The sequence below is a fragment of the Actinomyces viscosus genome, from assembly GCF_900637975.1.
Taxonomy (GTDB): Bacteria; Actinomycetota; Actinomycetes; order Actinomycetales; family Actinomycetaceae; genus Actinomyces; species Actinomyces viscosus.
Map to the genome: position 1 here is coordinate 61,855 of NZ_LR134477.1, position 23,916 is coordinate 85,770.

General features: G+C 68.1%; 21 protein-coding genes. 17 read left to right on the plus strand and 4 right to left on the minus strand.

Annotated elements, in window-relative coordinates; translation table 11 throughout:
• Positions 1–314 precede the first annotated feature (314 nt).
• From EL340_RS00290 to EL340_RS00320, 7 genes are all read left to right on the plus strand, one after another.
• Positions 315–1,808 (plus strand): CoA-acylating methylmalonate-semialdehyde dehydrogenase, encoded by a 1,494-nt coding sequence (locus EL340_RS00290; protein ID WP_126412931.1) that lies wholly within the window; start codon positions 315–317, stop codon positions 1,806–1,808.
• Positions 1,809–2,178: 370 nt separating this feature from the next.
• On the plus strand, positions 2,179–3,108 hold the full coding sequence (locus EL340_RS00295) for a sugar phosphate isomerase/epimerase family protein (RefSeq protein ID WP_126412932.1): 930 nt from the start codon (positions 2,179–2,181) through the stop codon (positions 3,106–3,108).
• Positions 3,109–3,207: 99 nt separating this feature from the next.
• Positions 3,208–4,215 (plus strand): Gfo/Idh/MocA family protein, encoded by a 1,008-nt coding sequence (locus EL340_RS00300; protein ID WP_126412933.1) that lies wholly within the window; start codon positions 3,208–3,210, stop codon positions 4,213–4,215.
• Between the two features lie 304 nt (positions 4,216–4,519).
• Positions 4,520–5,389: a sugar phosphate isomerase/epimerase family protein gene (locus EL340_RS00305; RefSeq protein WP_126412934.1), complete on the plus strand. Its 870-nt coding sequence runs from the start codon at positions 4,520–4,522 to the stop codon at positions 5,387–5,389.
• Positions 5,390–5,550: 161 nt separating this feature from the next.
• Positions 5,551–7,167 (plus strand): MFS transporter, encoded by a 1,617-nt coding sequence (locus tag EL340_RS00310; protein ID WP_126412935.1) that lies wholly within the window; start codon positions 5,551–5,553, stop codon positions 7,165–7,167.
• A gap of 278 nt (positions 7,168–7,445) precedes the next feature.
• Positions 7,446–8,726 carry an MFS transporter gene (locus tag EL340_RS00315; RefSeq protein WP_126412936.1) on the plus strand — a complete coding sequence of 427 codons (1,281 nt, stop codon included), beginning with the start codon at positions 7,446–7,448 and terminating at the stop codon, positions 8,724–8,726.
• A gap of 161 nt (positions 8,727–8,887) precedes the next feature.
• A complete protein-coding gene (locus EL340_RS00320; RefSeq protein ID WP_126412937.1) occupies positions 8,888–10,066 on the plus strand; it encodes a zinc-binding dehydrogenase in 1,179 nt (392 codons plus the stop codon).
• Positions 10,067–10,329: 263 nt separating this feature from the next.
• Here the strand turns inward: EL340_RS00320 and EL340_RS00325 are convergent, their stop codons facing one another.
• From EL340_RS00325 to EL340_RS00335, 3 genes are all read right to left on the minus strand, one after another.
• Positions 10,330–11,241 (minus strand): SIR2 family NAD-dependent protein deacylase, encoded by a 912-nt coding sequence (locus EL340_RS00325; RefSeq protein WP_126412938.1) that lies wholly within the window; start codon positions 11,239–11,241, stop codon positions 10,330–10,332.
• Entirely contained in the window at positions 11,183–11,632 is a 450-nt protein-coding gene (locus EL340_RS00330; RefSeq protein WP_232023142.1) for a macro domain-containing protein, read from the minus strand. The genes EL340_RS00325 and EL340_RS00330 overlap by 59 nt, the downstream gene beginning before the upstream one ends.
• Before the next feature lie 179 nt (positions 11,633–11,811).
• Positions 11,812–12,084 carry a hypothetical protein gene (locus EL340_RS00335; protein ID WP_126412939.1) on the minus strand — a complete coding sequence of 91 codons (273 nt, stop codon included), beginning with the start codon at positions 12,082–12,084 and terminating at the stop codon, positions 11,812–11,814.
• Positions 12,085–12,536: 452 nt separating this feature from the next.
• On the opposite strand from EL340_RS00335, the gene guaA reads away from it, so the two are divergent.
• A complete protein-coding gene (gene guaA / locus EL340_RS00340) occupies positions 12,537–14,123 on the plus strand; it encodes a glutamine-hydrolyzing GMP synthase (protein ID WP_126412940.1) in 1,587 nt (528 codons plus the stop codon).
• Positions 14,124–14,182: 59 nt separating this feature from the next.
• Here the strand turns inward: guaA and EL340_RS00345 are convergent, their stop codons facing one another.
• Entirely contained in the window at positions 14,183–14,830 is a 648-nt protein-coding gene (locus EL340_RS00345; protein WP_164719319.1) for a TetR/AcrR family transcriptional regulator, read from the minus strand.
• A gap of 133 nt (positions 14,831–14,963) precedes the next feature.
• Between EL340_RS00345 and EL340_RS00350 the strand changes: the two genes are divergently transcribed.
• The 9 genes from EL340_RS00350 (at position 14,964) to EL340_RS00380 (ending at position 23,815) form a co-directional block, all read left to right on the plus strand.
• Positions 14,964–15,563 (plus strand): NAD(P)H-dependent oxidoreductase, encoded by a 600-nt coding sequence (locus EL340_RS00350; protein WP_126412942.1) that lies wholly within the window; start codon positions 14,964–14,966, stop codon positions 15,561–15,563.
• Between the two features lie 277 nt (positions 15,564–15,840).
• Positions 15,841–16,212, plus strand: coding sequence for a DUF2510 domain-containing protein (locus EL340_RS15215; RefSeq protein WP_232023325.1), 372 nt, complete (start codon positions 15,841–15,843; stop codon positions 16,210–16,212).
• A complete protein-coding gene (locus EL340_RS00355) occupies positions 16,112–16,885 on the plus strand; it encodes a hypothetical protein (protein WP_232023334.1) in 774 nt (257 codons plus the stop codon). The genes EL340_RS15215 and EL340_RS00355 overlap by 101 nt, the downstream gene beginning before the upstream one ends.
• Before the next feature lie 277 nt (positions 16,886–17,162).
• The gene (locus EL340_RS00360) at positions 17,163–17,963 is read left to right on the plus strand and encodes a DUF4352 domain-containing protein (RefSeq protein ID WP_232023143.1); all 801 of its coding nucleotides are present in this window, start codon (positions 17,163–17,165) and stop codon (positions 17,961–17,963) included.
• A gap of 246 nt (positions 17,964–18,209) precedes the next feature.
• Positions 18,210–18,359 (plus strand): hypothetical protein, encoded by a 150-nt coding sequence (locus EL340_RS14850; RefSeq protein WP_164719320.1) that lies wholly within the window; start codon positions 18,210–18,212, stop codon positions 18,357–18,359.
• 173 nt (positions 18,360–18,532) lie between these two features.
• Positions 18,533–19,570, plus strand: coding sequence for an ABC transporter permease (locus tag EL340_RS00365; RefSeq protein WP_126412944.1), 1,038 nt, complete (start codon positions 18,533–18,535; stop codon positions 19,568–19,570).
• A 70-nt stretch (positions 19,571–19,640) separates the two neighbouring features.
• Entirely contained in the window at positions 19,641–20,564 is a 924-nt protein-coding gene (locus tag EL340_RS00370; protein ID WP_126412945.1) for an ABC transporter permease, read from the plus strand.
• Positions 20,561–22,318 carry a dipeptide ABC transporter ATP-binding protein gene (locus tag EL340_RS00375; RefSeq protein ID WP_126412946.1) on the plus strand — a complete coding sequence of 586 codons (1,758 nt, stop codon included), beginning with the start codon at positions 20,561–20,563 and terminating at the stop codon, positions 22,316–22,318. The genes EL340_RS00370 and EL340_RS00375 overlap by 4 nt, the downstream gene beginning before the upstream one ends.
• Before the next feature lie 12 nt (positions 22,319–22,330).
• The gene (locus tag EL340_RS00380; RefSeq protein ID WP_126412947.1) at positions 22,331–23,815 is read left to right on the plus strand and encodes a GNAT family N-acetyltransferase; all 1,485 of its coding nucleotides are present in this window, start codon (positions 22,331–22,333) and stop codon (positions 23,813–23,815) included.
• Positions 23,816–23,916: the final 101 nt, after the last annotated feature.

Below are 23,916 nucleotides of genomic sequence, written 5' to 3' on the forward strand. Positions count from 1 at the left end.
CCCGCCGTGCGTCCTGGCTGGTGTGAGGCCGGCGTCCGGCAGGTGCTTGAGAGGCGTCCGATCAGCCTCGGCGGTGGGGCGCCGGGTGGGCTTCGGGAGCGCCGACGGGGCCCGGGAAAGATCACGATGTGGTCAACGCCCCCATTTTGTTCTGACAAAATGACGTGAACAGCCGCCTAGGACGTTAGGGTGGGGGTACATGCAAGGCGCTGGGTGCCCGACCGGTCCCCACTGAGACCTTGGTCGGGGTTGTGCCCGGCCGACCCCATAGGCGGGGACGGGCCCGCGAAACCGACAATCAGGAGTCGATAACGATGAGAACGATTGCGCACTGGATCGACGGAAAGCCCTACGAGGGCACTCCGATCGGCCGCTTCGCCGTCGAGAACCCGGGAACCGGCGAGGTCGAGGCGGAGCTGCTGCAGGCCTCCGACGCCGATCTCGACCACGCCGTCGAGGTCGCCCGCCGCGCCCAGAGGGAGTGGGCCAAGGTCTCCCTGGCCAAGCGCACGGCGATCATGTTCCGCATGCGTCAGCTGGTTCTGGACCACCAGGACGAGATGGCCAGGATGATCGTGGCCGAGCACGGCAAGAACTACTCCGACGCCGTCGGCGAGATCCAGCGCGGTCGCGAGACCCTCGACTTCGCCACCGCCATCAACGTGGCCCTCAAGGGCGAGTACTCCTCCGACATCTCCACCGGCGTGGACATCCACACCCTGCGCCAGCCGGTCGGCGTCGTCGCCGGCATCTGCCCCTTCAACTTCCCGGCCATGGTGCCCATGTGGATGCACCCCATCGCCATCGCCACCGGCAACGCCTTCATCCTCAAGCCGGCCTCGGCCACGCCCTCGGCGGCGCTGCTGACGGCCGAGCTCTACAAGGAGGCCGGCCTGCCCGACGGCGTCTTCAACGTCGTCTCCGGCAACCGCACCATGGTCTCCAAGGTCCTCGAGCACCCCGGCATCGACGCCATCTCCTTCGTGGGCTCCACCCCGGTGGCCCACATCGTGCAGAACACCGGCGTCACCCACGGCAAGCGCGTCCAGGCCCTGGGCGGGGCGAACAACCATGCCATCGTCATGCCCGACTCCGATCTGGACTTCGCCGCCCAGCACATCTCCGCCGCCGCCTTCGGTGCCGCCGGCGAGCGCTGCATGGCCCTGCCCGTCGTCGTGGCCGTGGGTGGCTGCGGCCCGGACCTGGCTCGCCGCGTCAAGGCCCACGCCGAGAAGATCAAGGTCGGCTACGGCATGGACGAGGGCGTCGAGATGGGCCCGGTCATCGACGCCAAGTCCAAGGAGTTCATCACCGGCCTCATCGACGACGCCGAGTCCCGGGGCGCCGAGATCGTCCTCGACGGACGCCCGCTGGTGATCCCCGGCCACGAGAAGGGCCACTTCCTCGGCCCGACCATCGTGGACAACGTCCCCCTGGAGTCCTCGCTCTACACCGAGGAGGTCTTCGGGCCGGTGCTCGCGATCGTCCACGCCGACACCTACGAGGAGGCCATCAAGCAGGTCAACTCCTCGCCCTTCGGCAACGGCGCGGCCATCTTCACCAACGACGGCGGCGTGGCCCGCCGCTTCGAGCTCGACGTCGAGGCCGGCATGGTCGGCATCAACGTGCCGATCCCCACGCCGGTGGCCTACTACTCCTTCGGCGGATGGAAGGAGTCGCTCCTGGGCGACACCCACATCCACGGCCCCGAGGGCGTGCGGTTCTACACCCGGGCCAAGGCGGTCACCAGCCGCTGGCCCTCGGAGAAGACCTACGCCGCGACCATGTCCTTCCAGCGCGAGGAGTGAGAGCGGCCGCTCCGCATCCGATCGCCATCTGATCGCCGCGGACGCACCCTAGGTCTCGAGGACTGATCCTGTGGGATGAGTCCGCGGGCTCCAAGGTGCGTCCGCGCGGGTTTGAAGGGCTGAGGTCAGGGGCGCGGGGGTGAGGCGAGGAGGTGAGGCGAGGGGATGAGGCGAGAGGGTGAGGCGAGGGGGTGAGGCGAGGGGGTGAGGCGAGGGGATAGGAGAGGAGGGCAACGGGCCGGGAGTCCTGTCGCTCGCTGAAGATCAGACATCATTGTTAGAACAAAGTCCTAGGTTTCCGGCTGGTGGGGGTGTACGGTGGATGTCACATCCGAAACGATTCGGAAATCGCCTCACCAAGGAGACAACGATGTCCAAAGCCGTCAACACCAGCGACCCCAAGTACTCCCAGCTCACCATCGGCGTCTGCCCCGACCAGTGGGGCGTCTGGTTCCCCGAGGACCCCAAGCAGATGGACCCCCGTCAGGCCTGGGAGGAGATGGCCGAGGCGGGCTTCGAGGTCATCGAGACCGGCCCCTTCGGCTACTTCCCGACCGACCCCAAGGAGCTCCAGAAGTGGTGCGACGAGTTCGGCATGCGGGTGGTGGCCGGCACCGGCTGGGGCATCCTGCACAAGCAGGACGCCTGGGAGACCACGCTCAAGACCTTCCGCGCCATCGCCGAGACCCACGCCGCCGTCGGCGCCGAGTACATCGTCCACCTGCCCCCGCTCTACCGTGACGACAAGACCTGGGAGTGGACCGACGACCGCGTCCTGTCCGACGACGCCTGGAAGCTCTACATCGAGCACGCCAACGCCCTGGGCCAGATGCTCCTGGACGAGTACGGCCTCAAGATGGTCCTCCACCCCCACGGCGACTCCCACATCGAGACGCCCGAGGAGATCGCCCGCATCTTCGACGCCACCGACCCGACCTACGTCAACCTGTGTCTGGACTCCGGGCACGTCGTCTACGGCGGCGGCGACCCGGTCGAGCTGTGCAGGAAGTACCCCGAGCGCATCACCTACGTCCACATCAAGGCCTTCGACGAGGACATCACCCGCGAGGCCCACGAGAAGGACTGGCCCTTCGGCGAGGCCGTCACCAAGGGCGCCTCGGTCTGCCCGCCGGCCGGCCTGCCCGAGATGCACGAGTTCGTCGACGCCCTGGCGGCCCTGGACAAGCCCATCTACGCGATCTGCGAGCAGGACTGCTACCCCTGCGACCCCTCCTTCCCCAAGCAGAACGCCATCAACATGCGCACGTACCTGGCCGAGTGCGGCCTGGGCCTGGCCTGAGGGCGCTCCAACCGCTCAACCCGTCGCTCACTCGCGCACTCACTCACCACTGACTCTCACTGACTCACCAATCGCTCACGCTCAACGAGGAGACACATCATGACTGTACGCATCGGACTTATCGGCGCCGGCGGCATGGGCCGCGCCCATGTCGAGCGCATCGAGAACGAGCTGGCCGGCGGCAGGATCGTCGCCGTGGCCGACCTCAACCTCGAGGGCGCCAAGGCCGTGGCCGAACCCCTGGGCGCCAAGGCCTACGGCAGCGGTGCCGAGCTCATCGCCGACCCCGACGTCGACGCCGTCCTCATCGCCACCTTCGGCAAGGTCCACGCCCCCGACGTCATCGCCGCCGTCGAGGCCGGCAAGTACGTCCTGTGCGAGAAGCCCCTGGCCACCACCCCCGAGGACTGCATCGCCATCATGGAGGCCGAGCAGAAGGCCGGCAAGAAGCTGGTCACGGTCGGCTTCATGCGGCGCTTCGACGCCGGCTACCAGGAGATGCGCGCTGCCCTGGAGAGCGGGGAGCTGGGCTACGCCACGCTCGTCCACTGCCGCCACCGCAACCCCTCGGTCCCGGAGAACTACACCACCCGCAACATGATCGACGACACCGCGATCCACGAGATCGACATCTGTCGCTACCTGCTGGACGACGAGATCGTCTCGGTGCGCGTGGACGCGCCCCGCTCCACCTCTCATCGCTTCGACCACCTCCAGGACCCGCTCGTCCTCGTGGCCAGGACCGCCTCGGGCGTGCTCATCGACGACGAGATCAACGTCAACATCCAGTTCGGCTACTCCATCGAGTGCGAGCTGGTCATGGAGGCCGGCACCATCCGCCTCAGCGACCAGAACACGGTCATCACCCGGGACTCCTACGGCAACCGCAACCCGATCTGCCGCAGCCACATCGACCGCTTCCACGATGCCTTCAACCAGGAGGTCCAGCAGTGGATCCGCGCCGTCGAGCGCGATGAGCACACCGGGTCCACGGCCTGGGACGGCTACGCCGCCACCTGCGTGGTCGACGCCGGCCTGGCCTCCCTGGAGGACGGCGGCCGCCAGGTCGACGTCGAGATGATCGCCAAGCCCGCCTTCTACGCCTGACCAGCCTCCCGTCGTCGTCCGCCCCGGCCCTGGTTGACGGCCGAGACGCTGGCGATTGCTGCGTGTTCGCCGGCGCCCCGGCCCTGCGCCGGGCGGGCGGCGGCGGGACCAATCCACCGCACTCGTCCCGGGAGGCACTCGGCCCCGCCTCCCGGGGCAACGACTTTTCGTTGGCAGGACGGCATAAACCTGTCGCGCCGTCGAAAGGATCGAAAACGACCGCTCTCAACCACTTCCCCCGACGCTATTGTCATGACATTATGGGGGTGTCGACATGGCCGTCGGCCCCCGAGAGGAGACCTCCTTGGTAGACATCGCCCTTGACCCGAACATGTACTACCGCACCATGTCCACGGTGCGGACCCTCGACAAGGCAGCCGAGCTGGGCTTCGAGTACGTCGAGCTCTCGCCCAACGCGGACTTCCACTTCTGGCACCACCGTCCCGCCGCCGACGACGCCTTCGTCGCCGAGCTCAACAGGGCTCAGAAGGAGACGGGCGTCAAGGTGCGCACCCTCAACCCCGTCTTCAACTGGTCCTCACCCGATGAGGAGGAGCGGCGCGCCCAGGTGTCCAACTGGCGCCGGCTGCTCGAGCTCGCCGACCAGATCGACGTCCGGGAGATCACCTCGGAGTTCTCCGGGGACCGCAACCAGGCCCGCCGCAGCGAGGAGCAGTGGTTCCGCTCCATCGAGGAGCTCATTCCCGACTTCGAGCGCTACGGCATCCGCCTCAACATGGAGGCCCACCCCTACGACTTCGTCGAGCTGCACGACCCCGCCCTGAACCTGGTGCGCGCGGTCAACAAGGACTGGCTCGGCTACGAGTTCTGCTGCCCGCACGCCTTCCACCTCTCCGACGGCGCAGGTGACGTCGAGCGCATGATCCGCACCGCCCACGAGGCCGGAAAGCTGCGTGAGGTCCACATCGCCGACGGCTTCAACCACCGCGCCAACGACGGCAACCGCTACATCGTCAACCCTCCCGGCGCGGACGTCACTGTCCACCAGCACAATGAGGTCGGCAACGGCGAGGTCGACTGGGACGCCGTCTTCTCCACACTGCGGGACATCGACTTCGACGGCGTGCTCTCCGTGTGCGTCTTCGGCTGGCACGAGCACGCCGACGACATCAACCGCCGAGTGCTGGCCCGGCTCCACAAAGAGCTCGGCTGACCCTCATCGGTCCGCACTGTCTACAGTGAGGACCGCACATGCTGCCGGCCGCCGCTCCTGCGCTGCGGGGCGGCAGTCGGCGGATCGGGACTCCCGGTCCATTCAGCAGCGCCCGCTTTCGCCTCCGCCAACGACGGCGGACGACCCAAGGAGTTCCTTCCATGTCCACACCATCGAATTCTGCGGCGCAGTACACGCCGGAGAAGATCCAGGAGCTGGTCGACCAGACTCCTGCCTCGGGGCCGAAGCGCTCGCTGGGGCTCATTGCCCTGGTCGCCACCCTCGGATCGCTGCTCTTCGGCTACGACACCGGCGTCATCTCAGGCGCCCTGCCCTACATGTACCTCCCGCACGGCGCCAACGGCCTGCAGATCACCTCCTGGGAGGAGGGATGGATCGGCGGCCTGCTCTGCCTGGGCGCCGCCCTGGGCGCCTCGGTGGGCGGCAAGCTCTCCGACAAGTACGGGCGCCGGCACAACATCATGCTCCTGGCCCTGGTCTTCTTCGTCGGGGCCCTGGGGTGCACCCTCTCCCCGAACATCTGGGTCCTCTACTTCTTCCGGATCGTGCTGGGCTTCGCCGTCGGTGGCGCCTCGGCGATCGTTCCCGTCTTCCTCGGTGAGACGGCCCCCAAGCGCATCCGCGGCACCCTCGTGGCCGTCGACCAGATGATGATCGTCTTCGGCCAGTTCCTCGCCTTCTCCATGAACGCAGTCCTCGCTCGCATGCACGGAGGCCCGGAGGTCACCGTTGCCAACGACGTCGTCAACAGCTCCGGAGAGGTCGTCGCCAAGGCCGGTGAGACAGTCGCCTGGGAGACCGTGCAGCACCTGAACAACGTCATGGTCGAGTCCGGCAACGGGATGACCTGGCGCTACATGCTCGTGCTGGCCACCCTGCCCGCTGTGGCCCTGTGGTTCGGCATCCGCCTCATGCCGGAGTCCTCGCGCTGGTACGTCGCCAACCTGCGTATCGCCGAGGCCATCGGCTCCCTCAAGCGGGTGCGCGACGAGTCCAAGGACGGCTCCATCGCCGAAGAGGTCGACGAGATGCTGGAGATCCAGCGTAAGGAGGCCAACCAGGAGAAGTGGGGCCTGGCGCAGATCATGGGCGTCAAGTGGACCCGGCACCTGCTGTTCATCGGCATCATCCTGGGCCTGGCCGACCAGCTCACCGGTATCAACACGGCCATGTACTACACGCCCAAGGTGCTCTCGGCCGCCGGCCTGCCCATGAGTGACGCGATCTCCCTCAACGTCGTCTCCGGCTTCGTCTCCTTCGTCGGCTCGGCCGTCGGCCTGTGGCTGGTCACCAAGTTCGCGCGCCGGCACGTGGGCATCTACCAGGAGGCCAGCATCGTGGTCTCCCTGGGGCTCCTGGCCGCGGTGTTCTACTTCCTCATCCAGCCCTACCAGGACGCCGACGGCAACATCAAGGGCGCCCCCACCTTCGCCCCCTACCTGGTGCTGCTCATCGTCTCGCTGTTCGTGTTCGCCAAGCAGTCCGGGACGGTCACCTGGGTCCTCATCGCGGAGATCTATCCCGCCAAGGTCCGTGGCACGGCCATGGGGCTGGCCGTGGGCACCCTGTGGATCGCCAACGCCATCGTCGCCGCGGTCTTCCCCGTCATGATGGAGAAGCTCGGCGGATCGCTGACCTACCTCATCTTCTGCCTGTTCAACGTCTTCTCGCTGATCTTCTACATGAGGTTCGTGCCCGAGACGAAGTACCACTCCCTGGAGGAGCTCGAGGCCCGTTTCGAGAAGGAGTACAGCTGATCGCTCGCCCGGGAGCCGTGACAGCGTGACACGCCAGGTGACAGACGCGATGGCCGACCAGATGACTGGCCAGTTGGCTGTCCGGTTGGTTGACCGGTTGGTTGACCACAGCCCTGGCGGATCCGAGCGGAACGAATTGAAGCCGACCGCCCGGTTCTGACACACTGTCGCAGTTCCCGACCGAGATCATCAGCGCCTGCCGGCGCCGATCCCTGAGTAGACCTCTGAGCAGATCTTCCAACCCATATGCCGCCCATGACGTACACGGTGACTGGTCCATGAACCCGCATCCGCCGCGCAGTGCGCCGCCCGCCCCGGTTCGCCTCCGCCTGTACGCATGGGCGGCAGGTCTGTTCCTGGGAGCCCTCGAGGGGGCGCTGGCCGTCGCCGTCGCGGGCGCCCGCGACGACGCCCTGCCGTTGGTGTGCGTCGTCGGCGTCGCCATGGTGCTGGGAACCGTCGCCGCCAGACCCCTCGCCCGGCACGCCGGCCGCAGGCCGACCGGGCTGGCCACGGCCCTGCTGGCCGCGATTGGGGCAGGGCTCGCTGCCGGACTCGACGGCCTCTCCTCCCTCGTCGGAGCCGGGCTTGCGGGACTGGCCGCGGGCGGGGTGCTCGTCGTCGCGCCGCTGGTCTGCCACGAGCTGTCCCTGCGCGGGCACAAGCGCCTCATGCCGCAGGCCATGGCGCTCGGACCCGCCGGGGCCGGCGTGGTGGTACTGCTGGCGTGGTGGAGCCCGGCGCGAGTGACCACCGCCTGGGCGGTAGTCGCCGTCGCCGCGCTCATCTACCTGGTCTGCGCCCTGCGTCTGCCCGAGAGCCCGGTCTGGCTCGTGAGGCAGGACCGCGACGTTGAGGCCTTCGAGGCGCTGCGCCGCCTGCACGGGACCCTGGAGGCCTCCGTGGCCATCGACTGGACCCGTCTGGACGCCGAGATGATGGCCGAGCAGCAGGCCCTGACCCCCGCCGAGCTGCGGGTGCCCGAGGTGCGCGCCGCCGTCCTGACCGGCGCCGTCCTCATCCTGGCCCAGGAGGCGCCGCTGGGGGCCGCGGCCCTGGTCCTGGCCCCGCTGATCGTGGCCGAGCTCGGACTCGGCTCGCTCGCTCTCGCCGTCAGTGCCGTGACCTGGGTAGGGCTGGCGCTCCTCGCCCTGGCGCTGGTCACCCGGGTCGAGCAGCTGCGCTTCCTGCGCGTCGTGCTGGGCGCCGTCGTCGCCGTTCTGGGGGCGACCTTCCTCGTCGCCGGACTGACCCTCGGGGGAGGCGCGGGTGCCTGGACGATCGTCGTCTCACTGACGGTCCTCGTGGCCAGCCAGTCGGTGCTGGTCCTGCCCGCCTGCCAGGGTGCGATCGACCCGCGGATCCCGCCGTGGCTGGTTGAGGCTCAGCGACGAGCCTCGGCGACCGGAGGAGCCCTGGCGCGCGCCGGTGTCCTCATCGCGGCGCTGCTCGTCGTGGTCCGCCTTGGGGCGCCCGTCCTGTACTGGGCGGCCTTCGCGCTGTCACTGGTGAGCGTCGTCGTCGTGCTCCTGCGGCTGCCGCGCGAGCTGAAGGTCTGAAGGCCTCCTCGCGAGTGTGGGGCGCCGCTCGGGGCCGGCACCCGCGCATCCGACTTCAGACCTATGGTTTGTCAGGACAAATATCGTAGAGTGTGGGCGTGGCCGGACGAGGCCGCCCGACGGCCCGACGTCGTCGACACCCGACAGAGAGGCAGCTGAGCATGACGAGCAACGAGGCAGTCCAGACCTCAGAGACAACCGAGTCCATCACAGGGTCCATCCCTGAGACCATGAGAGCCGCGGTCCTGCGGGACCACGAGGTCGGCCTTGAGATCGAGACCCTGCGCACTCCCCGCCCCAAGAGTGGCGAGGTCCTCATCAAGGTGGCCGCCTGCGGGCTGTGCCACTCCGACCTCCACGTCATCGGGGGCGCCATCGCCTTCCCGCTGCCGGCGGTGCTCGGACACGAGGTCTCCGGCACCATCGTGGAGCTCGGCCCCGGCAACGAGCACACCGGGCTGGAGGTCGGGCAGAAGGTCGCCGGCGGCTTCCTCATGCCCTGCGGCCAGTGCGACGCCTGCGCCTCGGGCCGCGACGAGCTGTGCGGACCCTTCTTCGACCTCAACCGCCTCAAGGGCGTCCTCTACGACGGCACCACCCGCCTGGCCACCCTCGATGGCGAGCCGGTGGCCATGTACTCCATGGGCGGGCTGGCCGAGTACGCCGTCGTGCCCTCCACCGCCGTGGCCCCCGTGCCCGAGACCATCGACATGGTGCCGGCCGCCATCCTGGGCTGCGCCGTCATGACCGGCTACGGGGCCGTACGCCGCGGCGCCGACCTGCGCTACGGGGAGACCGTCGCCGTGGTCGCCACCGGCGGCGTGGGCACCAACATCGTCCAGATCGCCCGCGCCTTCGGCGCCAGCCAGGTCATCGCCATCGACGTCGACGACGACAAGCTCGCCCCCATGCTCGACTACGGGGCCACCGCCGTGGTCAACTCCGTCACCCAGGACGCCCGCGAGGAGGTCTTCCGGCTCACCGGCGGCAAGGGCGTCGACGTCTCCTTCGAGGCGCTGGGCATCCCCGCCACCTGGACCACGGCCCTGGACGTCCTGGCCGACGGCGGCCGCATGGTCCCGATCGGCCTGGGCGCCGGCGTGCAGACCGCCGGGGTGGAGATCAACCGCACCGTGCGCCGCTCGCAGTCGATCCTCGGTTCCTACGGGGCGCGCACCCGCCAGGACCTGCCTGCCGTCGTTGACCTGGCCGACAAGGGCGTCATCAACTACCGCGACGTCGTCTCGCGCCGCCTGCCGCTCGAGGAGGCCGGCGCCGGCTACGCCGCCCTGCGCAACCGCGAGATCCAGGGGCGCGCCGTCGTCGACATGTCGCTGTAGTCCCAAGCGGTGAGCCCTGACCGTTGGGGCTCCCGCAGCTCTCACTCTTGCGCCTCCCGCTCGGGCCTTGCCGGCTTGAGCGGGAGGCGCGATGCGTGCTTTGAAACCGAGGCGGAAGGTGCTGCGTGTCCAAATCTGTAACAAAGGAGTATGTCAGTCCTCCGGGCCGCAGGAAGAACCGCAGAATCGTGCGGTTTTCTTTTGGTGGTTGGAGCCTTGGGGCGGCCTTTGCTACAGATTTGGACATCTCGGGCATCGCTGCCTCAGCTCTGCGTCAGCGCTTTCCACGTCTCGATGCTGGCGGCGATGTCGCCGCTGACGGCGATGGAGCGCTCCGCGATCTGACGGGGAATCTCCGTCTCCAGGTTGAGGGTGGCGAAGGTGACCGACGCGTTGGCGTAGGTCCGCTGCCAGAACGGGAACTTGATAAGCGAGGGCGTGTTCCACCCCACCCCGATCTCCAGGTAGAGGACCCGGCCGGTCTCATGGCGCGACAGGAACCGGCGGTAGCGCTCGGCCGCGGCATGCCAGTGTGAGTCCTCCACGAAGGTGGCGTCCACCCGCAGGTTCATGGCCGCGGGCTCCCCACACCTGGGGCACACGGGCAGCAGGGACGAAGGGATGCGCAGGTCCCGCTGCCGGGCCGCCATCTCGCGCACGGCCGACTCGTTGGACCACGTCCCGTCATGGCAGGGGACCGAGCACTGCCACAACCCGTAGTCGCCCTGGGTGGCGAACAGGCGTGACTCGTCGAAGCCGTTGCGGGCGAAGGCGTGGTCCACATTGGTGGTGATGACGAAGTAGTCCGTGCTTCCCAATCCGTCCAGGATCTCCCTCAGGTCCTGGTAGAGCGGAAGAACGGGCTCGCTGTAGCGGTCGGCCATGATGTGCCGGGACCAGTAGGCCCACCGGTGCTCCGGCGTCGGGAACGGGTAGAAGCCCGAGGAGTACATGTCGGTGAGGCCGAACGCGTCGATGAAGTCCGGGAAGAGACGCTGGAAGCGGGGACCCGAGTAGGTCAGGCCCGCCGCGGTTGACAGCCCCGACCCGGCCCCGACCACGACGGCGTCGGCCCGCTCGGCGGCATCGGCCAGATGCCGGATCGCCTCCGAGCGTTCAGCGGTCGGGGCCCAGGAGGCTGCGGTAGATCGATTCGTCGGTCGGGTCGAAGACATTGAAGACCACCTTTGTGAGTGACTGGCAGTGGGGGAGGAGGTCGCGGACGGTGCGTACCGCAACGGTGGCGGCCTCGGCCTTGGGGTAGCCGAAGACGCCGGTGGAGATGCAGCACAGCGCGATGCTGGAGGCGCCCAGATCCTCAGCGGCGCGCAGGCAGGACCGGTATGAGGAGGCCAGGAGCGCCTCCTGCTCTGTCGTCGGCTCGCCCTGCACGATCGGGCCGACGGTGTGGATGACGTGGGCGGTCGGCAGGTGGTAGCCGCCGGTTGCCGTCGCGGTGCCGGTGGGCTCGGGGCGGCCTCGAGCGCCCATGATGTCGGCGCACTCCTGGCGCAGTCCGGGCCCGGCGGCCGAGATGGCTTCCAGGAGTTGCTGCGCCTCGGGCACGAGAAGAGGGGCGCCGCCGGTGCGGTGCCCCTCGGGTTGCCATGGCTGCGCGGGCTTCCTTGGCCGCGCAGCCTCGTTGTTCTATGCCCTTCCGGGCTGGATCCGGGATGTGCGTTGCTCGTGGTGCGTGGTCCGGACCCGGTGGTGAGCTCAGGCGAGCTCGTCGGAGTCGTCTACGCTCAGCGGGCCTCAAGGAGGTTGACGCCGGTGTAGATGCCCACGCCCATGGTGATCGCGGCCAGGACGGAGGCGGCGAACATGATGGTCGGGATGCCGGTGACGGCGCCGACGACGGCCATGACCATGACCGCGACCATGACGGCGATCATGGCAACGGCGAAGGTGAGGCGGTTGGCCTCGGCCTGCGTGTTGGTGGAGGTCGCCTGGGTGGTGGTGGCCGCAGCGGTGGTCTCGACGGTCTGGGTGGGGCGCTCGGTGGTGGTAGCAGTCATGTGAGTGTTCCTCTCGATGTGTGTCGAGCAGGTCCGCCTGACTACCAGTCGTGCGTCCCTGCACGACGGTGTGCAGCCCGTGGGCCGGACGGATGTTTCTCCGTCGAGTAGAACTCTAGGAAGGCCCCACCCAATTGTCTAGACAAAGGATGGTGATCTGCGCGGCGTCGACGACTGCTGAATCACAGGTGACGACTGGAGGGGTCACGGTTCGGTTGCGAGGCCCTCTGGGTGGAAACGGCGCCATGCTGGGACTTGTGGGTGCCCGGAGGTGACCCGGAGTCGCAGGTGGATCCTGTGCCACGACGAGTTTGATCTGGGAACGTGACCCGCGTTGCAGCAGGGTGAGACGGGTCGCTGGTCTAGTCCTCCTGTGCCGACGTCGGAGCCCGAAGCGCCGCTGGGCAGCGGGGAGAAAGGCGTTCGGCCACCGCCCCGGCTATCCTGTCCAGGTGACGACCAGCCAGACCTCCCCCAGCGCCGTCGGCCCTGTCCTCGTGGTGGACTTCGGCGCCCAGTACGCCCAGCTCATCGCCCGCCGCGTGCGCGAGGCCGGCGTCTACTCCGAGATCGTGCCCCACTCCATGGACGCCGTGGCCATGCTGGACAAGCAGCCCTCGGCCATCATCCTCTCCGGCGGACCGTCGTCGGTCTACGCCGACGGCGCCCCGTCCGTTGACCCGGCCGTCTTCGACGCCGGGGTCCCGGTCCTGGGGATCTGCTACGGCTTCCAGGCCATGGCCCAGGCCCTGGGTGGAACCGTCGGACGCACCGGCACCCGCGAGTACGGGCACACCCCCGCCCGCGTGGAGGAGGGCTCCTGCCTGTTCGACGGTACCCCCGACGACCAGGTGGTGTGGATGAGCCACGGTGACGCGGTCCAGGCCGCCCCCGAGGGCTTCACCGTCACCGCCTCCACCTCCCAGACCCCGGTGGCCGCCTTCGAGAACCCGCAGCGCCGCCTCTACGGGCTGCAGTGGCACCCCGAGGTGCTCCACTCCGAGCACGGGCAGGCCGCGCTGGTCAACTTCCTGCACAAGGAGGCCGGGCTGCCGGCCACCTGGACGCCGGACAACATCATTGACGAGCAGGTGGCCCGCATCCGCGAGCAGGTGGGCGACGCCCACGTCATCTGCGGCCTGAGCGGGGGAGTGGACTCCTCCGTGGCCGCCGCCCTCGTCCACCGCGCCATCGGGGACCAGCTCACCTGCATCTTCGTCGACCACGGCCTGCTGCGCGCCGGCGAGCGCGAGCAGGTGGAGCACGACTACGCCGAGGGCATGGGCATCCGCGTCATCACGGTCGACGAGACCGAGCGTTTCCTGAGCGCCCTCGCCGGCGTCACCGAGCCGGAGGCCAAGCGCAAGATCATCGGCCGGGAGTTCATCCGCTCCTTCGAGGCCGCCCAGCGCCGCGTCGTCGAGGCCGTGGGCGCTCAGGGCGGGGAGATCCGCTTCCTGGTCCAGGGGACCCTCTACCCCGACGTCGTCGAGTCCGGGGGCGGGGAGGGCGCCGCCAACATCAAGAGCCACCACAACGTGGGCGGCCTGCCCGAGGACCTCGACTTCGAGCTCATCGAGCCGCTGCGCGAGCTGTTCAAGGACGAGGTGCGCGCCATCGGCCGCGAGCTGGGCGTGCCGGAGAAGATCGTCGCCCGCCAGCCCTTCCCCGGGCCGGGGCTGGGCATTCGCGTCATCGGTGAGGTGACGGCCGAGAACCTGCGCGTGCTGCGGGCCGCCGACGCCATCGCCCGTGAGGAGCTCACCGCCGCCGGGCTCGACGGCGAGATCTGGCAGTGCCCGGTGGTGCTGCTGGCCGACGTGCGATCCGTGGGCGTCCAGGGCGACGGGCGCACCTACGGCCACCCCATCGTCCTGCGGCCGGTCAGCAGCGAGGACGCCATGACGGCGGACTGGACCCGCCTGCCCTACGACGTCCTGGCCCGCATCTCCAACCGGATCACCAACTCCGTGCCGGAGGTCAACCGGGTGGTGCTCGACTGCACGAGCAAGCCCCCGGGCACCATCGAGTGGGAGTGAGGCGTCTGGGGCGGGGCACCGGCGCGCATTAGCTTGGTATCTCTTCTCGCGACACGACCTCACTCATGGGCCGATGATGATCCGTCGGTCGAGGCGTCAGCGACGTCGTCCGCTGGGAAGGAGGGGAAAAGGCGTTCCGTGATCGCGCTGAATGTGCCCATGAGGCGCTCCTCGTCGTGATCCGGATCCTCAGTGACCCACCAGCGGACGGCCCCGAGCAGACCTGAGGCGTAGAAGTGCGCCAGCACATCGACGTCGTCGTTGCCGCAGTCCTGGCTGCCTCCGACGTTGGCGGCGCGTGCGGCGCTCGCGGTCTGCACGATGCGGTGGGCGAACTCCTGTGCCAGCTCAACCACGAGCACCTCGACGACCGTCTCGAAGGCCCTGTCCTGCTGATGGAGCTGCAGGAGCGGCCAGTTCGCGCTGATGAGTCCCACAAGCCGGCGCGTCATGACCTGGCAGTACTCGGCCAGGGGGACGTCGAGGGCCTCGCCCATGGTCCGCTCCTGGATAAGGGCGCGTTGCTGGCGGAACAGATAGGTCAGCAGCTCCTCCTTGTCCGCGAAATGGCGGTAGAAGGTTGCGCGTCGCACCATGGCGCGCTCGCAGATCTCGCTCACGGAGATCTGCGAGTAGGGCTTTTCCCTGAGCAGACCGAGAAGGGAGCTGCTCAGAAGCGTGAGAGTGCGTTCCTTACGCAGATCCATGGCCTTCCTCACTGTGACACTGCCGCTCATCTGTCACATAACACGTCGTCGACACGGTGACTGTACCTGTCCCGGAGGTCTCCGCCTCCATACCGTTCAGGTGCTACCGAACTCGGCGTCCTGAGGAGCAGATATGCACAATCTCATCGTCTTCGACCACCCCTACGGCTGCCAGGCCAGTGAGAACGAGCCCCATAACCGATCCTTCAGCGCAGCTCTGTACAAGAGCGTGCGCAACAAGCTCGAGGCCCGCGGCGAGAGCGTCGATGTCATCGACCTCGCCGCCGACGGCTTCAACCCGGTCATGTCTGCCCAGGACCTGGCCAACTGGCGCAAAGGCGTGCCCATGGATGAGCGTGTGGCCGACTATCAGCGCCGTCTCGCTGCCGCGGATCGGCTCATCCTCATCTTCCCCGTGTGGTGGGAGCTCATGCCCGCCTCCACCAAGGGCTTCATCGACAAGGTCTATGCCAAGGACATCCTCTACACGGCCGGGGAAGGCAGGTTCGGGATGCGCACCCGTCTGCCGGGAACCGAGGTCGTGGCAATCACGACCATGGGTACCCCAGTGGCCGCCTACAAGTACCTGTTCGGCAAGCCACTGGTCAAGGCCCTTTCCGTGGGGTTGTGTCGGAAGACGGGGATGAAGCGCTTCCGGTGGATCCCCTTCTCCGGGGTGGACAGGCTGACCCTCGAACAGCGTCAGAAGATGCTGGCTGAGGTCAGGATCTGACGGGACGATACGCGTCCCGTCAGGCGACGTCAGTGATATAGCCGCGGCCGCAGGAAGTCCTCACTGTCACTGACGTCCTGACACAAGCGGCACCCCATGTTTCAGGACATTATAAAATCACTGCAAGGTCTATATTGGTTTGCAACTTTTGGTACTCGGTGGAGACAAAAGTATGAGCTTTTTAAAGGAGTGAATAGTCGTTAAAGTTCTGTGTCTTCAGGGGGTGGTGGCGGTGCTACGATCGCGCTGATCAGGTGCACTCAATGGAGGTGTGGGAATGTCTGCCCCGGCGGGTTGGTATGACGATGGTTCTGGGCGTCAACGATGGTGGGACGGCAATGCGTGGGGTGTCTACGCGCAGGATGTCTCCTCGGCCCAGCTGGAGGTTCGTCCGGTTGGTTACGGTGAAGTAGGCACTCCGGTCGCTCAGCCTGCGAAGGTGCCTGGATTGTTCAATGCGCTGGGGCAAGCCGTCAGGAATGCTGCTGCTGAGCAGAAGGAGGCGGCGATCGGGAGGCTGACTGCAGGAGCGAAGGCGCGTCGGGAGCGTGAAGAACTTGAGAGGCAGGCGAGACTCCGACAGGCTGAACATGCTCGGATGGCGGGTTACAAGTGGGGAGTTCGGTACGTCGACGGTCGAGATTTATGAGAATGGTTATGTTCGGGTGGCTGGCCCCGGTGACGAAGGATACTTATGTCAAATTGAAGACTCAGACCCGTATGAAAATCTGATCTCTATTTCCTTCGAACGTCCCGACAGTGGAAGCTCTGGCTCGACTGGTATGGTGGGGGCGGCTGGTTTACCGAAAATGCCTTCGGCTGCTATGGCCGGCACCGCTATAAAGGCGGTGTCTATGATCGCTAAACGCAGTCCTATGGGGATGGCGGTAACCGCTGGTGTTGGTGTCGCTGCTGCCAGCGCTGGCGTTGCGGTCGCCGGTGCTGGTGCGGTTGCCAAGATCATGTCCGCAAAGGCTGTTCTGACGATTACAACCGACCAGAGAATCCATGTGCTGACCAATCAGGCGAAGCATCCGACGACAGGCATGATGATGCCGAGGAGGGATCATGAAAGTGTTGGTGAGGTTCTCGAACGGGCAGGAAATTCGGTTCTGACTGCCCTCGGACGTGGGCCGTCGATCGCGAGCACCCCTGCTCTGCCATCTGGGCAGGTTGAGGTTTCTCGGGAGGTGAGTTCTCCGATGATGTCTTCTGAGGACATCGCGGGACGTTTGCGAGAATTGGCCATGTTGCGCGAGGAAAACATCCTTGACGATAGCGAGTACTTCGAAGCCAAGCGCAAGCTGCTGGGTAAGCTCTAAGGGAGTGTCTTCCGATGCTGGGAATGGTTACGATGTGAATGATTTTTACTCGGTAGGTATGTGGCTATTTTGAAACGTTAGAATCGGCTGTTTTTCGGATGTGGGTATTCGGTGACAGTGCTGCGCTGACTACGATGGACGATGCAGTAGATGTCGCTGCACTCGTTTGTCTCAAGTCTGTCTCATGTCGACGTCTTGTCGGATAACAGGAGCCACAATGTCATGCCCTCCCCAGTCGTATCCATCCCAGCCGTACCCGCCGCAAGGTCAAGTGCCTATGCCGATGCAGCAGGCGCCAGTACCCGTGAAGAAGGAACGCAATACAGTCGGAATCGTCGCCCTCGTCATGGCGGTGGTCGGGTTCATCTTCGCCTGCATCCCCGGTGCCCTCATTGTTGGCTGGATCCTCCTGCCGGTCTCCTTCATCCTGGGGCTGGTGGGCCTCTTCCAGAAGGGCAAGGCGTCTTGGCCCGCGATCACGGCGGTGATCGTCTCGGTGGTCGGCACGATCGTCGGCGTCATCGTCTTCCTCGCATTCCTGGGGAACGCGATCGATGATGCCGTCTCCTCCACCAGCGCCGTCTCGGCGTCGGTGGCCCCCGGTGGAACGTCATCGGATGCCGGAGGAGCGGGATTGTCGGCACAGGGGATGGCCCGAGAGAATCCCTATCCGCTGGGAACCGAGATCTCCAGCAAGGACTGGAAGGTCGTCATCAACTCGGTCACGTTCAACGCCAATGACGCGGTGGCTGCGGCCAACGAGTTCAACGATCCGCCTGCCGACGGAAAAGAGTATGTCCTCATCAACTACACCGCCACCTACGTCGGCAACGAGGCCGGTGGAGAGTCTCCGGCATTCGTCTCGGTCGACTATGTGACGCCGGACGGTGTGACCATTGACGGAACCGACTCGATGGCCGTCGCCCCGGACGCCCTCGACTCCCTGACGACGCTGTACAACGGTGCGAGCGTCACCGGAAACGTTGTCCGGGCCGTTCCTGTCGACCGCGCGCAGGACGGAGTTCTGGCGGTTCGTCCCGGACTGCTCGCTGACAAGGTCTTCGTCGCCGTGAAGTAGCGCCGAAAGCGATGTCGGTCTGAAGCCGTATATCGTGATGTCGGGGCCTGCCGCCGTCTGGTGGCCGGCCCCGACGCCGCTCGTGGTAGACGCCGTCCGGCTGTCCTCATCGGCTATCCCGCTGCCTGTCCAAGGAATGGACTGTGACGGCAGCGACATTGACAGACTTCGGTGATGGTCCGCATATGATTGCGCCGAACGCGCCGCCGGCACTGGGCCGCGGTCGCACACCCCGAAGGACACACCATGACGAGCACCGGACGCCGCGCCACCGCGCTGCCGCTCGTCGTACGCACCGCGCGGACTGAGCGCGCCGCTGCGCCCTCCTCGTCCTTCGCCCCCTCACATGCCATGAACCAGCAGGTCATGGCGTGTTGTTGTCGCTGTATGCCGTAGGGCGTCCGTACTCCTGGCAGCCCCCGCATGATCGCGACCCGACGCTTGCACGTCGGGCACGCCCCGGGCCGGCTAGCAGTCCACCTGTGCGGACGTCCTCACCCCCTCCCAGGGCCGTGAGCGCAGCGACGTCCGTAGCGCGCGGCCACCGAACCGGGACCGAAGGAACTCCTGTGTCTGCCGCCTCTTCAACCCTCCCCGCCACCGCGACCTCCACTGCGGCCCCCACTACCACCCGCGACTCCGACGAGGCTCGCGCCGTCCGCTCCGCCAGGCGCCGCGCCACCGCGCGATTCGCCCTCACCCGCCTCATCCAAGGCGCCTTCGTCGTCTGGATCGCCGTCACCATCACCTTCATCGGCCTGCACCTGGCCCCCGGCGACATCGTCGACACCCTCCTGGGCCAGGACCGCGACGACGCCGAGCTGCGCGCTAAGGTCATCGCCGAATGGGGCCTGGACCGCCCGGTCATCGTCCAGTACTTCAGCTACCTCGCCGGCATCCTGCGCGGCAACTTCGGCACCAGCTACACCCAGCACAAGCCGGTCCTCGACATCTTCACCTCCCAGATCGGCGCTACCCTCCAGCTGGCCGGAGCGGCCCTGGCGATCGCCGTCGTCGTGTCCCTGAGCCTGTCCCTGTGGCTCGCGGGAAGGCGCGGCACCGCCCGCACCGTCGTGGGCAGTGCGGAGCTCGCGGTCCTGTCCGTTCCCAGTTTCTGGCTCGGCCTCATCCTGCTGACCGTCTTCTCCTTCCGGCTGCACTGGTTCCCCGTCGTCGGGAACAACGGCCTGAGCTCCCTGGTCCTGCCGGCCCTGGCCATCGGGATCCCACAGGGCGCCTACCTCACCCAGGTGCTCCGCGAGGACCTCGACGGCGAGCTGGAGCGCCCCTACGTCCTGACCGCCCGCTCCCGAGGAGCCTCCCTGGCCCGCACCAAACGGGTCCACGCCCTGCGCCACGCCTCCCTGCCGGCCGTCACCATCGGAGGGCTCATCGTCGGTGGACTCCTGGGAGGCGCCGCCATCACCGAGGAGGTCTTCGGCCGCCCCGGCCTGGGACACATCGCCGTCAGCGCCGTCCAGAGCCAGGACATGCCCGTGGTCCTGGGCGTGGCCTTCTTCGCCAGCCTTGTCTTCGTCATCGCCTCCACCCTCGTCGACCTGGCCGCCCTCGCCCTCGACCCGCGTCTGCGCCAGGCCCGTTCCTGAGGCGGGCCCGCCCCGCTCGGAACCTCGACGCCGCCTCAGCATCCCTGCGTCCTCGCCTCAGGAGTCCCTCATGACCAGCACCACCAACGAATCGACCTCCTTCCGCCTGTCCTCCAGAGCCGCCGGCACCGGCCTGGGCGGAGTCCTCACCCGCCTCGTCCAGCTCAGACGCGCACTGCACGTCTCACGCCGCCCCCGCGTCACCACGGTCGTCGCCGCCATCGTCTTCGGAGCGGTCGTCCTGGCAGCCATCGCCCCGGGCCTGTTCACCCGCACCGACCCGCTGGCCATCGACGCCCTCCAGTTCAACGAGCCGCCGTCGGCCGAGCACCTGCTGGGCACCGACTACCTCGGGCGCGACCTCCTGGCCCGTGTCATTCACGGCGCCCGCTACTCCCTGACCATCGGGCTCGTCGCCACCGCCGTCGCCGTCACCTTCGGCCTGGTCATCGGGCTGCTGGCGGGCATCTCCCCGCGCTGGCTGGATACGGCCCTGGCGCGCCTCATCGACGTCCTGGCATCCTTCCCCGCGATCCTCCTGGCCCTGGTCGTCATCGGCATCACCGGCACCGGCATCGTCAACCTCGCCATCACCCTGGGCATCGCCACGATCCCCACCTACGCCCGGGTGGTGCGCGCCCAGACCCACCGGGTCATCCGCTCCGACTACGTCGCCCAGGCCCGCACCTTCGGCCTGACCCCCGGACGGCTCGTCCTGCGCCACGTCCTGCCCAACGCTCTGGGGGTCGTCCCCGTCGTCGCCACCATCGAGCTGGGCGGAGCGATCATCGGCGCCGCCTCCCTGTCCTTCCTCGGGCTCGGACCGCAGCCGCCCACACCCGAGTGGGGCGCCATCCTGGCCGACTCCCGCGACTTCCTCATGCTCGCCCCCTGGACCGGGATCCTCCCCGGCCTCGTCCTGACCGCCACCGTCATCAGCGCCAACATCCTGGGCCGCGCCATCAAGCGCCGCTACGAGAGGAGGAGCGCATGAGCGCCCCCACCACCACCCCTGCGCCCACGGCCTCCACCGACGCCGAGAGCCGCCTCATCGAGGTCGAGAACCTCACCGTCACCTTCCACCGGCCCGGCGCCGATGGCGGGCACGAGGTGCGGGCCGTGCGCGGCCTGGACCTGACCATCGCCCCCGGAGAGGCCGTCGGCATCGTGGGGGAGTCCGGGTCCGGCAAGTCCGTCACCGCCCGCACCCTCATCGGCCTGACCGGGGGAGATCCTCAGATCTCCGCCACCCGCCTGGAGGTTGCCGGGCAGGACGCCACCGACCTGACCGACGCCCAGTGGCGCACCATCCGCGGCCGACGCATCGGGCTCATCCTCCAGGACGCCCTCACCTCACTCGACCCGCTGCGCACCATCGGCAAGGAGATCGCCGAGGCTCTGCGCCTGGCCGACGTCGTCAACACCGAGCGCCGGGCCACGGGCGAGCGCCCCCTGTCCGGACGCGCCCTGGCGGCCGCCGAGCGGGAGCAGGCCATCGCCCTGCTGGAGGAGGTGGGCATCCCCGAGGCCGACCTGCGAGTCGACCAGTACCCCCACGAGCTCTCCGGCGGTCTGCGCCAACGCGCCCTCATCGCCTCCGCTATCGCCGGACGCCCCGACCTCATCATCGCCGACGAGCCCACCACGGCCCTCGACGTCACCGTCCAGGCCCAGGTCCTCGACGTCCTGGCGGCCCGCCGCGCCACCGGCTCCGCCCTGCTGCTCATCAGCCACGACCTGGCCGTCGTCGGGCAGGTCTGCGACCGGATCCTGGTGATGAAGGACGGGGAGGTCGTCGAGTCCGGCCCCTCCCAGGCCGTCCTGACCAGCCCCCGCCACGCCTACACGCGCCGGCTCCTGGCCGCCGTCCCGTCAGCCGCCTCCCGCGGGCGGCTCCTGGCCACCGATGCGCGCGCCCCGCAGCGCCAGAACCTCTCCGAGAGCGCCGACGCCGAGCCCCTGCTCGCCGCCCGCGACCTCGTCAAGGACTACCCCGGCCCCGGCGGCACGGTGCGCCGCGCCGTCGGCGGTGTCGACGTCGAGGTCCGCCCCGGCCAGACCCTCGGCGTCGTCGGCGAGTCCGGGTCCGGCAAGTCGACCCTGGCCCGCCTGCTCATCGCGCTCACCGAGCCCGACACCGGCACCATCGCCCTCGACGCCGAGCCCTGGTCCCCGCTGCCGGACCGCCGCCGTCGCACCCGGCGCCACCGCATCCAGATCATCAACCAGGACCCGATCTCCTCCTTCGACCCGCGCTACAGCGTGCGCGACGTTATCGCCGAGCCGCTGCGCTCCCCGGCCGCCGGCCGGCGCCGCCCCGGCCGCGCCCAGGTCGCCGAACGGGTGCGCGAGGTCGCCGAGCTCGTGGGGCTGCCCCTGGAACGTCTCGACGCCAGCCCGCTGGCGCTCTCCGGCGGGCAGCGTCAGCGCGTCGCCATAGCCCGCGCCCTGGTCACCGAGCCCGACATCCTCATCGCCGACGAGCCCGTCTCCGCCCTCGACGTGTCCATCCAGGCCCAGATCCTCGACCTGCTGGTCGAGGTCCGCGCCCGCACCGGGGCCGCCATCATCTTCATCAGCCACGACCTGGGCGTCGTCCACCACCTCGCCGACGACGTCCTGGTCATGAAGGACGGCCAGGTGGTCGAGTCCGGTGACGTCGACACCGTCTTCACCCGGCCCGCCCACCCCTACACGCGCCGGCTGCTTGAGGCCCTGCCCTCCCTGCCCGCGGCCGAGGCCGCCTGAGGCGGGGACACGATGAGCACTGACAACATCGGCAGCACCGGCGGCCCTGGTAGCTCTGGCAGCGCTGGCAGCCCTGTGAGGGTGCGGCTCGCCGAGCCGGCCGACTACGACGCCGTACGCGCCCTGTTGCTGCGGGCCTACGAGTCCCGCTTCTGGATCACCTCCGCCTACCGGTCCATGCTCCTGGACATCGAGGGGCACGTGGCCCGCTCCCGCCCCGACGGTCACGGCGGGCAGACCGGCGGGGAGGACCTCCTCCTGGCGGTCGACGGCGAGGCGATCCTCGGCGCCGTCTTCGTCCCGAGGGACACGCACACCGGACCCGACGGCGCGGTGGAGCAGTCCTTCGGCCGCCTCGGCGTCGACCCGGCCGCTGCGGGCCGCGGCGTCGCTCGCACCCTCGTGGAGCACGTCGAGGACCTGGCCCGAGACCGTGGAGCCGAGCGCATCGCCATTCACTCCGGCCCCCAGATGCACGGCGCCCACCGCATGTACGAGCACCTCGGTTACCGGCGCCGCCCCGAGCGCGAGGACCTCGTCGTCGACTCCGGGCAACGGCTGCTCGTCTACACCCGCGAGCTGGACCGCTCCGATGACGTCACCGGCGTCTTCGGACAGGCCGACCTCCCTGTGGCCTCCGGTCGCTACCGGCTACTTGCCTCCGCCGCCGACGACTGGTCCCGCCTGCAGGCCATCGTCCTGCGCCTGACCGGTCTCGATCAGCACGTGGCGATCGAGTGGACCGACGACGGCGCTGCCGGCACTGCTACAGGCCCGGTCGTGCCGCCAGCCGTCTACGACTCTCTCACCGACCGACGCATCAGCTCAGATGGCTACCTGCTGTCTTATGAGTGGGAGACGGTGTGGCGGTCGTTGCATTCGGTGGGGGCTGTGGATCTGTATCCGGTGGATCTGCGTGATGAGATTGATGCGTTGAATCAGCAGCTGTTTGATGATGTGAATAATGGTCCGTACAAGGTGTTGTTCGCTGGTTCTCTGGGGGCTGCCAGGGTGGCGAAGGGGGTGTGGGAGGCCAGGCTTGCGGAGCTGGACTTTCGGTTGGCTTCTCGTCGGTACCTGTTCGGGGAGAGGTTGACGGGCTCCGATGTGCGGTTGTTTGTCACGTTGGCGTCGTTTGATCAGGGTTATCGGCCGTCGTTCCCGGCTGAGCTGGGTGCGGCGGCGCGGATCACTGACTTCCCGAACCTGTGGGCCTACGCCCGCGACCTGCACGCCACCCCCGGATTCGCCACGCAGCGCGAGGACCGTGCCAACGGGATCCTGCCGCGCAAGGACGGCACCTGGCGCAGCGCCTTCGGCGAGCCCGGGGACGGCAAACCGGTCGACGGCAACCCCACCGAGCGCTGGAACGCCCCCGCGAACCGCGAGCACCTGGGCGGCTCACCCCTGTTCTCCGGGCCCGGCGGAGCCGGCAGCTGGGAGCAGCTGCGCGGATGGACCGAGGCCCGACGCGCCGGCCGGATCACCGGGCTCTGAGGCCCTTCGGGCCACTCGTCCCGGGAGAAGACGGGCAAGGATCTGGGACAGTATCTGTGACAGTCTGTAACAGCCTTTAACGACGCTGCCCGAGAAGCCCC

Coding starts and splice junctions, on each gene's coding strand:
- EL340_RS00345 (WP_164719319.1), bottom strand. CDS start 14,830: ATGGATCTGCGTAAGGAACGCACTCTCACGCTTCTGAGCAGCTCCCTT.
- EL340_RS14850 (WP_164719320.1), top strand. CDS start 18,210: ATGACGAGCACCGGACGCCGCGCCACCGCGCTGCCGCTCGTCGTACGC.
- EL340_RS00335 (WP_126412939.1), bottom strand. CDS start 12,084: ATGACTGCTACCACCACCGAGCGCCCCACCCAGACCGTCGAGACCACC.
- EL340_RS00315 (WP_126412936.1), top strand. CDS start 7,446: ATGAACCCGCATCCGCCGCGCAGTGCGCCGCCCGCCCCGGTTCGCCTC.
- EL340_RS00350 (WP_126412942.1), top strand. CDS start 14,964: ATGCACAATCTCATCGTCTTCGACCACCCCTACGGCTGCCAGGCCAGT.
- EL340_RS00375 (WP_126412946.1), top strand. CDS start 20,561: ATGAGCGCCCCCACCACCACCCCTGCGCCCACGGCCTCCACCGACGCC.
- EL340_RS00310 (WP_126412935.1), top strand. CDS start 5,551: ATGTCCACACCATCGAATTCTGCGGCGCAGTACACGCCGGAGAAGATC.
- EL340_RS00370 (WP_126412945.1), top strand. CDS start 19,641: ATGACCAGCACCACCAACGAATCGACCTCCTTCCGCCTGTCCTCCAGA.
- EL340_RS00380 (WP_126412947.1), top strand. CDS start 22,331: ATGAGCACTGACAACATCGGCAGCACCGGCGGCCCTGGTAGCTCTGGC.
- EL340_RS00320 (WP_126412937.1), top strand. CDS start 8,888: ATGACGAGCAACGAGGCAGTCCAGACCTCAGAGACAACCGAGTCCATC.
- EL340_RS00300 (WP_126412933.1), top strand. CDS start 3,208: ATGACTGTACGCATCGGACTTATCGGCGCCGGCGGCATGGGCCGCGCC.
- EL340_RS00325 (WP_126412938.1), bottom strand. CDS start 11,241: ATGTCTTCGACCCGACCGACGAATCGATCTACCGCAGCCTCCTGGGCC.
- EL340_RS15215 (WP_232023325.1), top strand. CDS start 15,841: ATGTCTGCCCCGGCGGGTTGGTATGACGATGGTTCTGGGCGTCAACGA.
- EL340_RS00360 (WP_232023143.1), top strand. CDS start 17,163: ATGCCGATGCAGCAGGCGCCAGTACCCGTGAAGAAGGAACGCAATACA.
- EL340_RS00295 (WP_126412932.1), top strand. CDS start 2,179: ATGTCCAAAGCCGTCAACACCAGCGACCCCAAGTACTCCCAGCTCACC.
- EL340_RS00290 (WP_126412931.1), top strand. CDS start 315: ATGAGAACGATTGCGCACTGGATCGACGGAAAGCCCTACGAGGGCACT.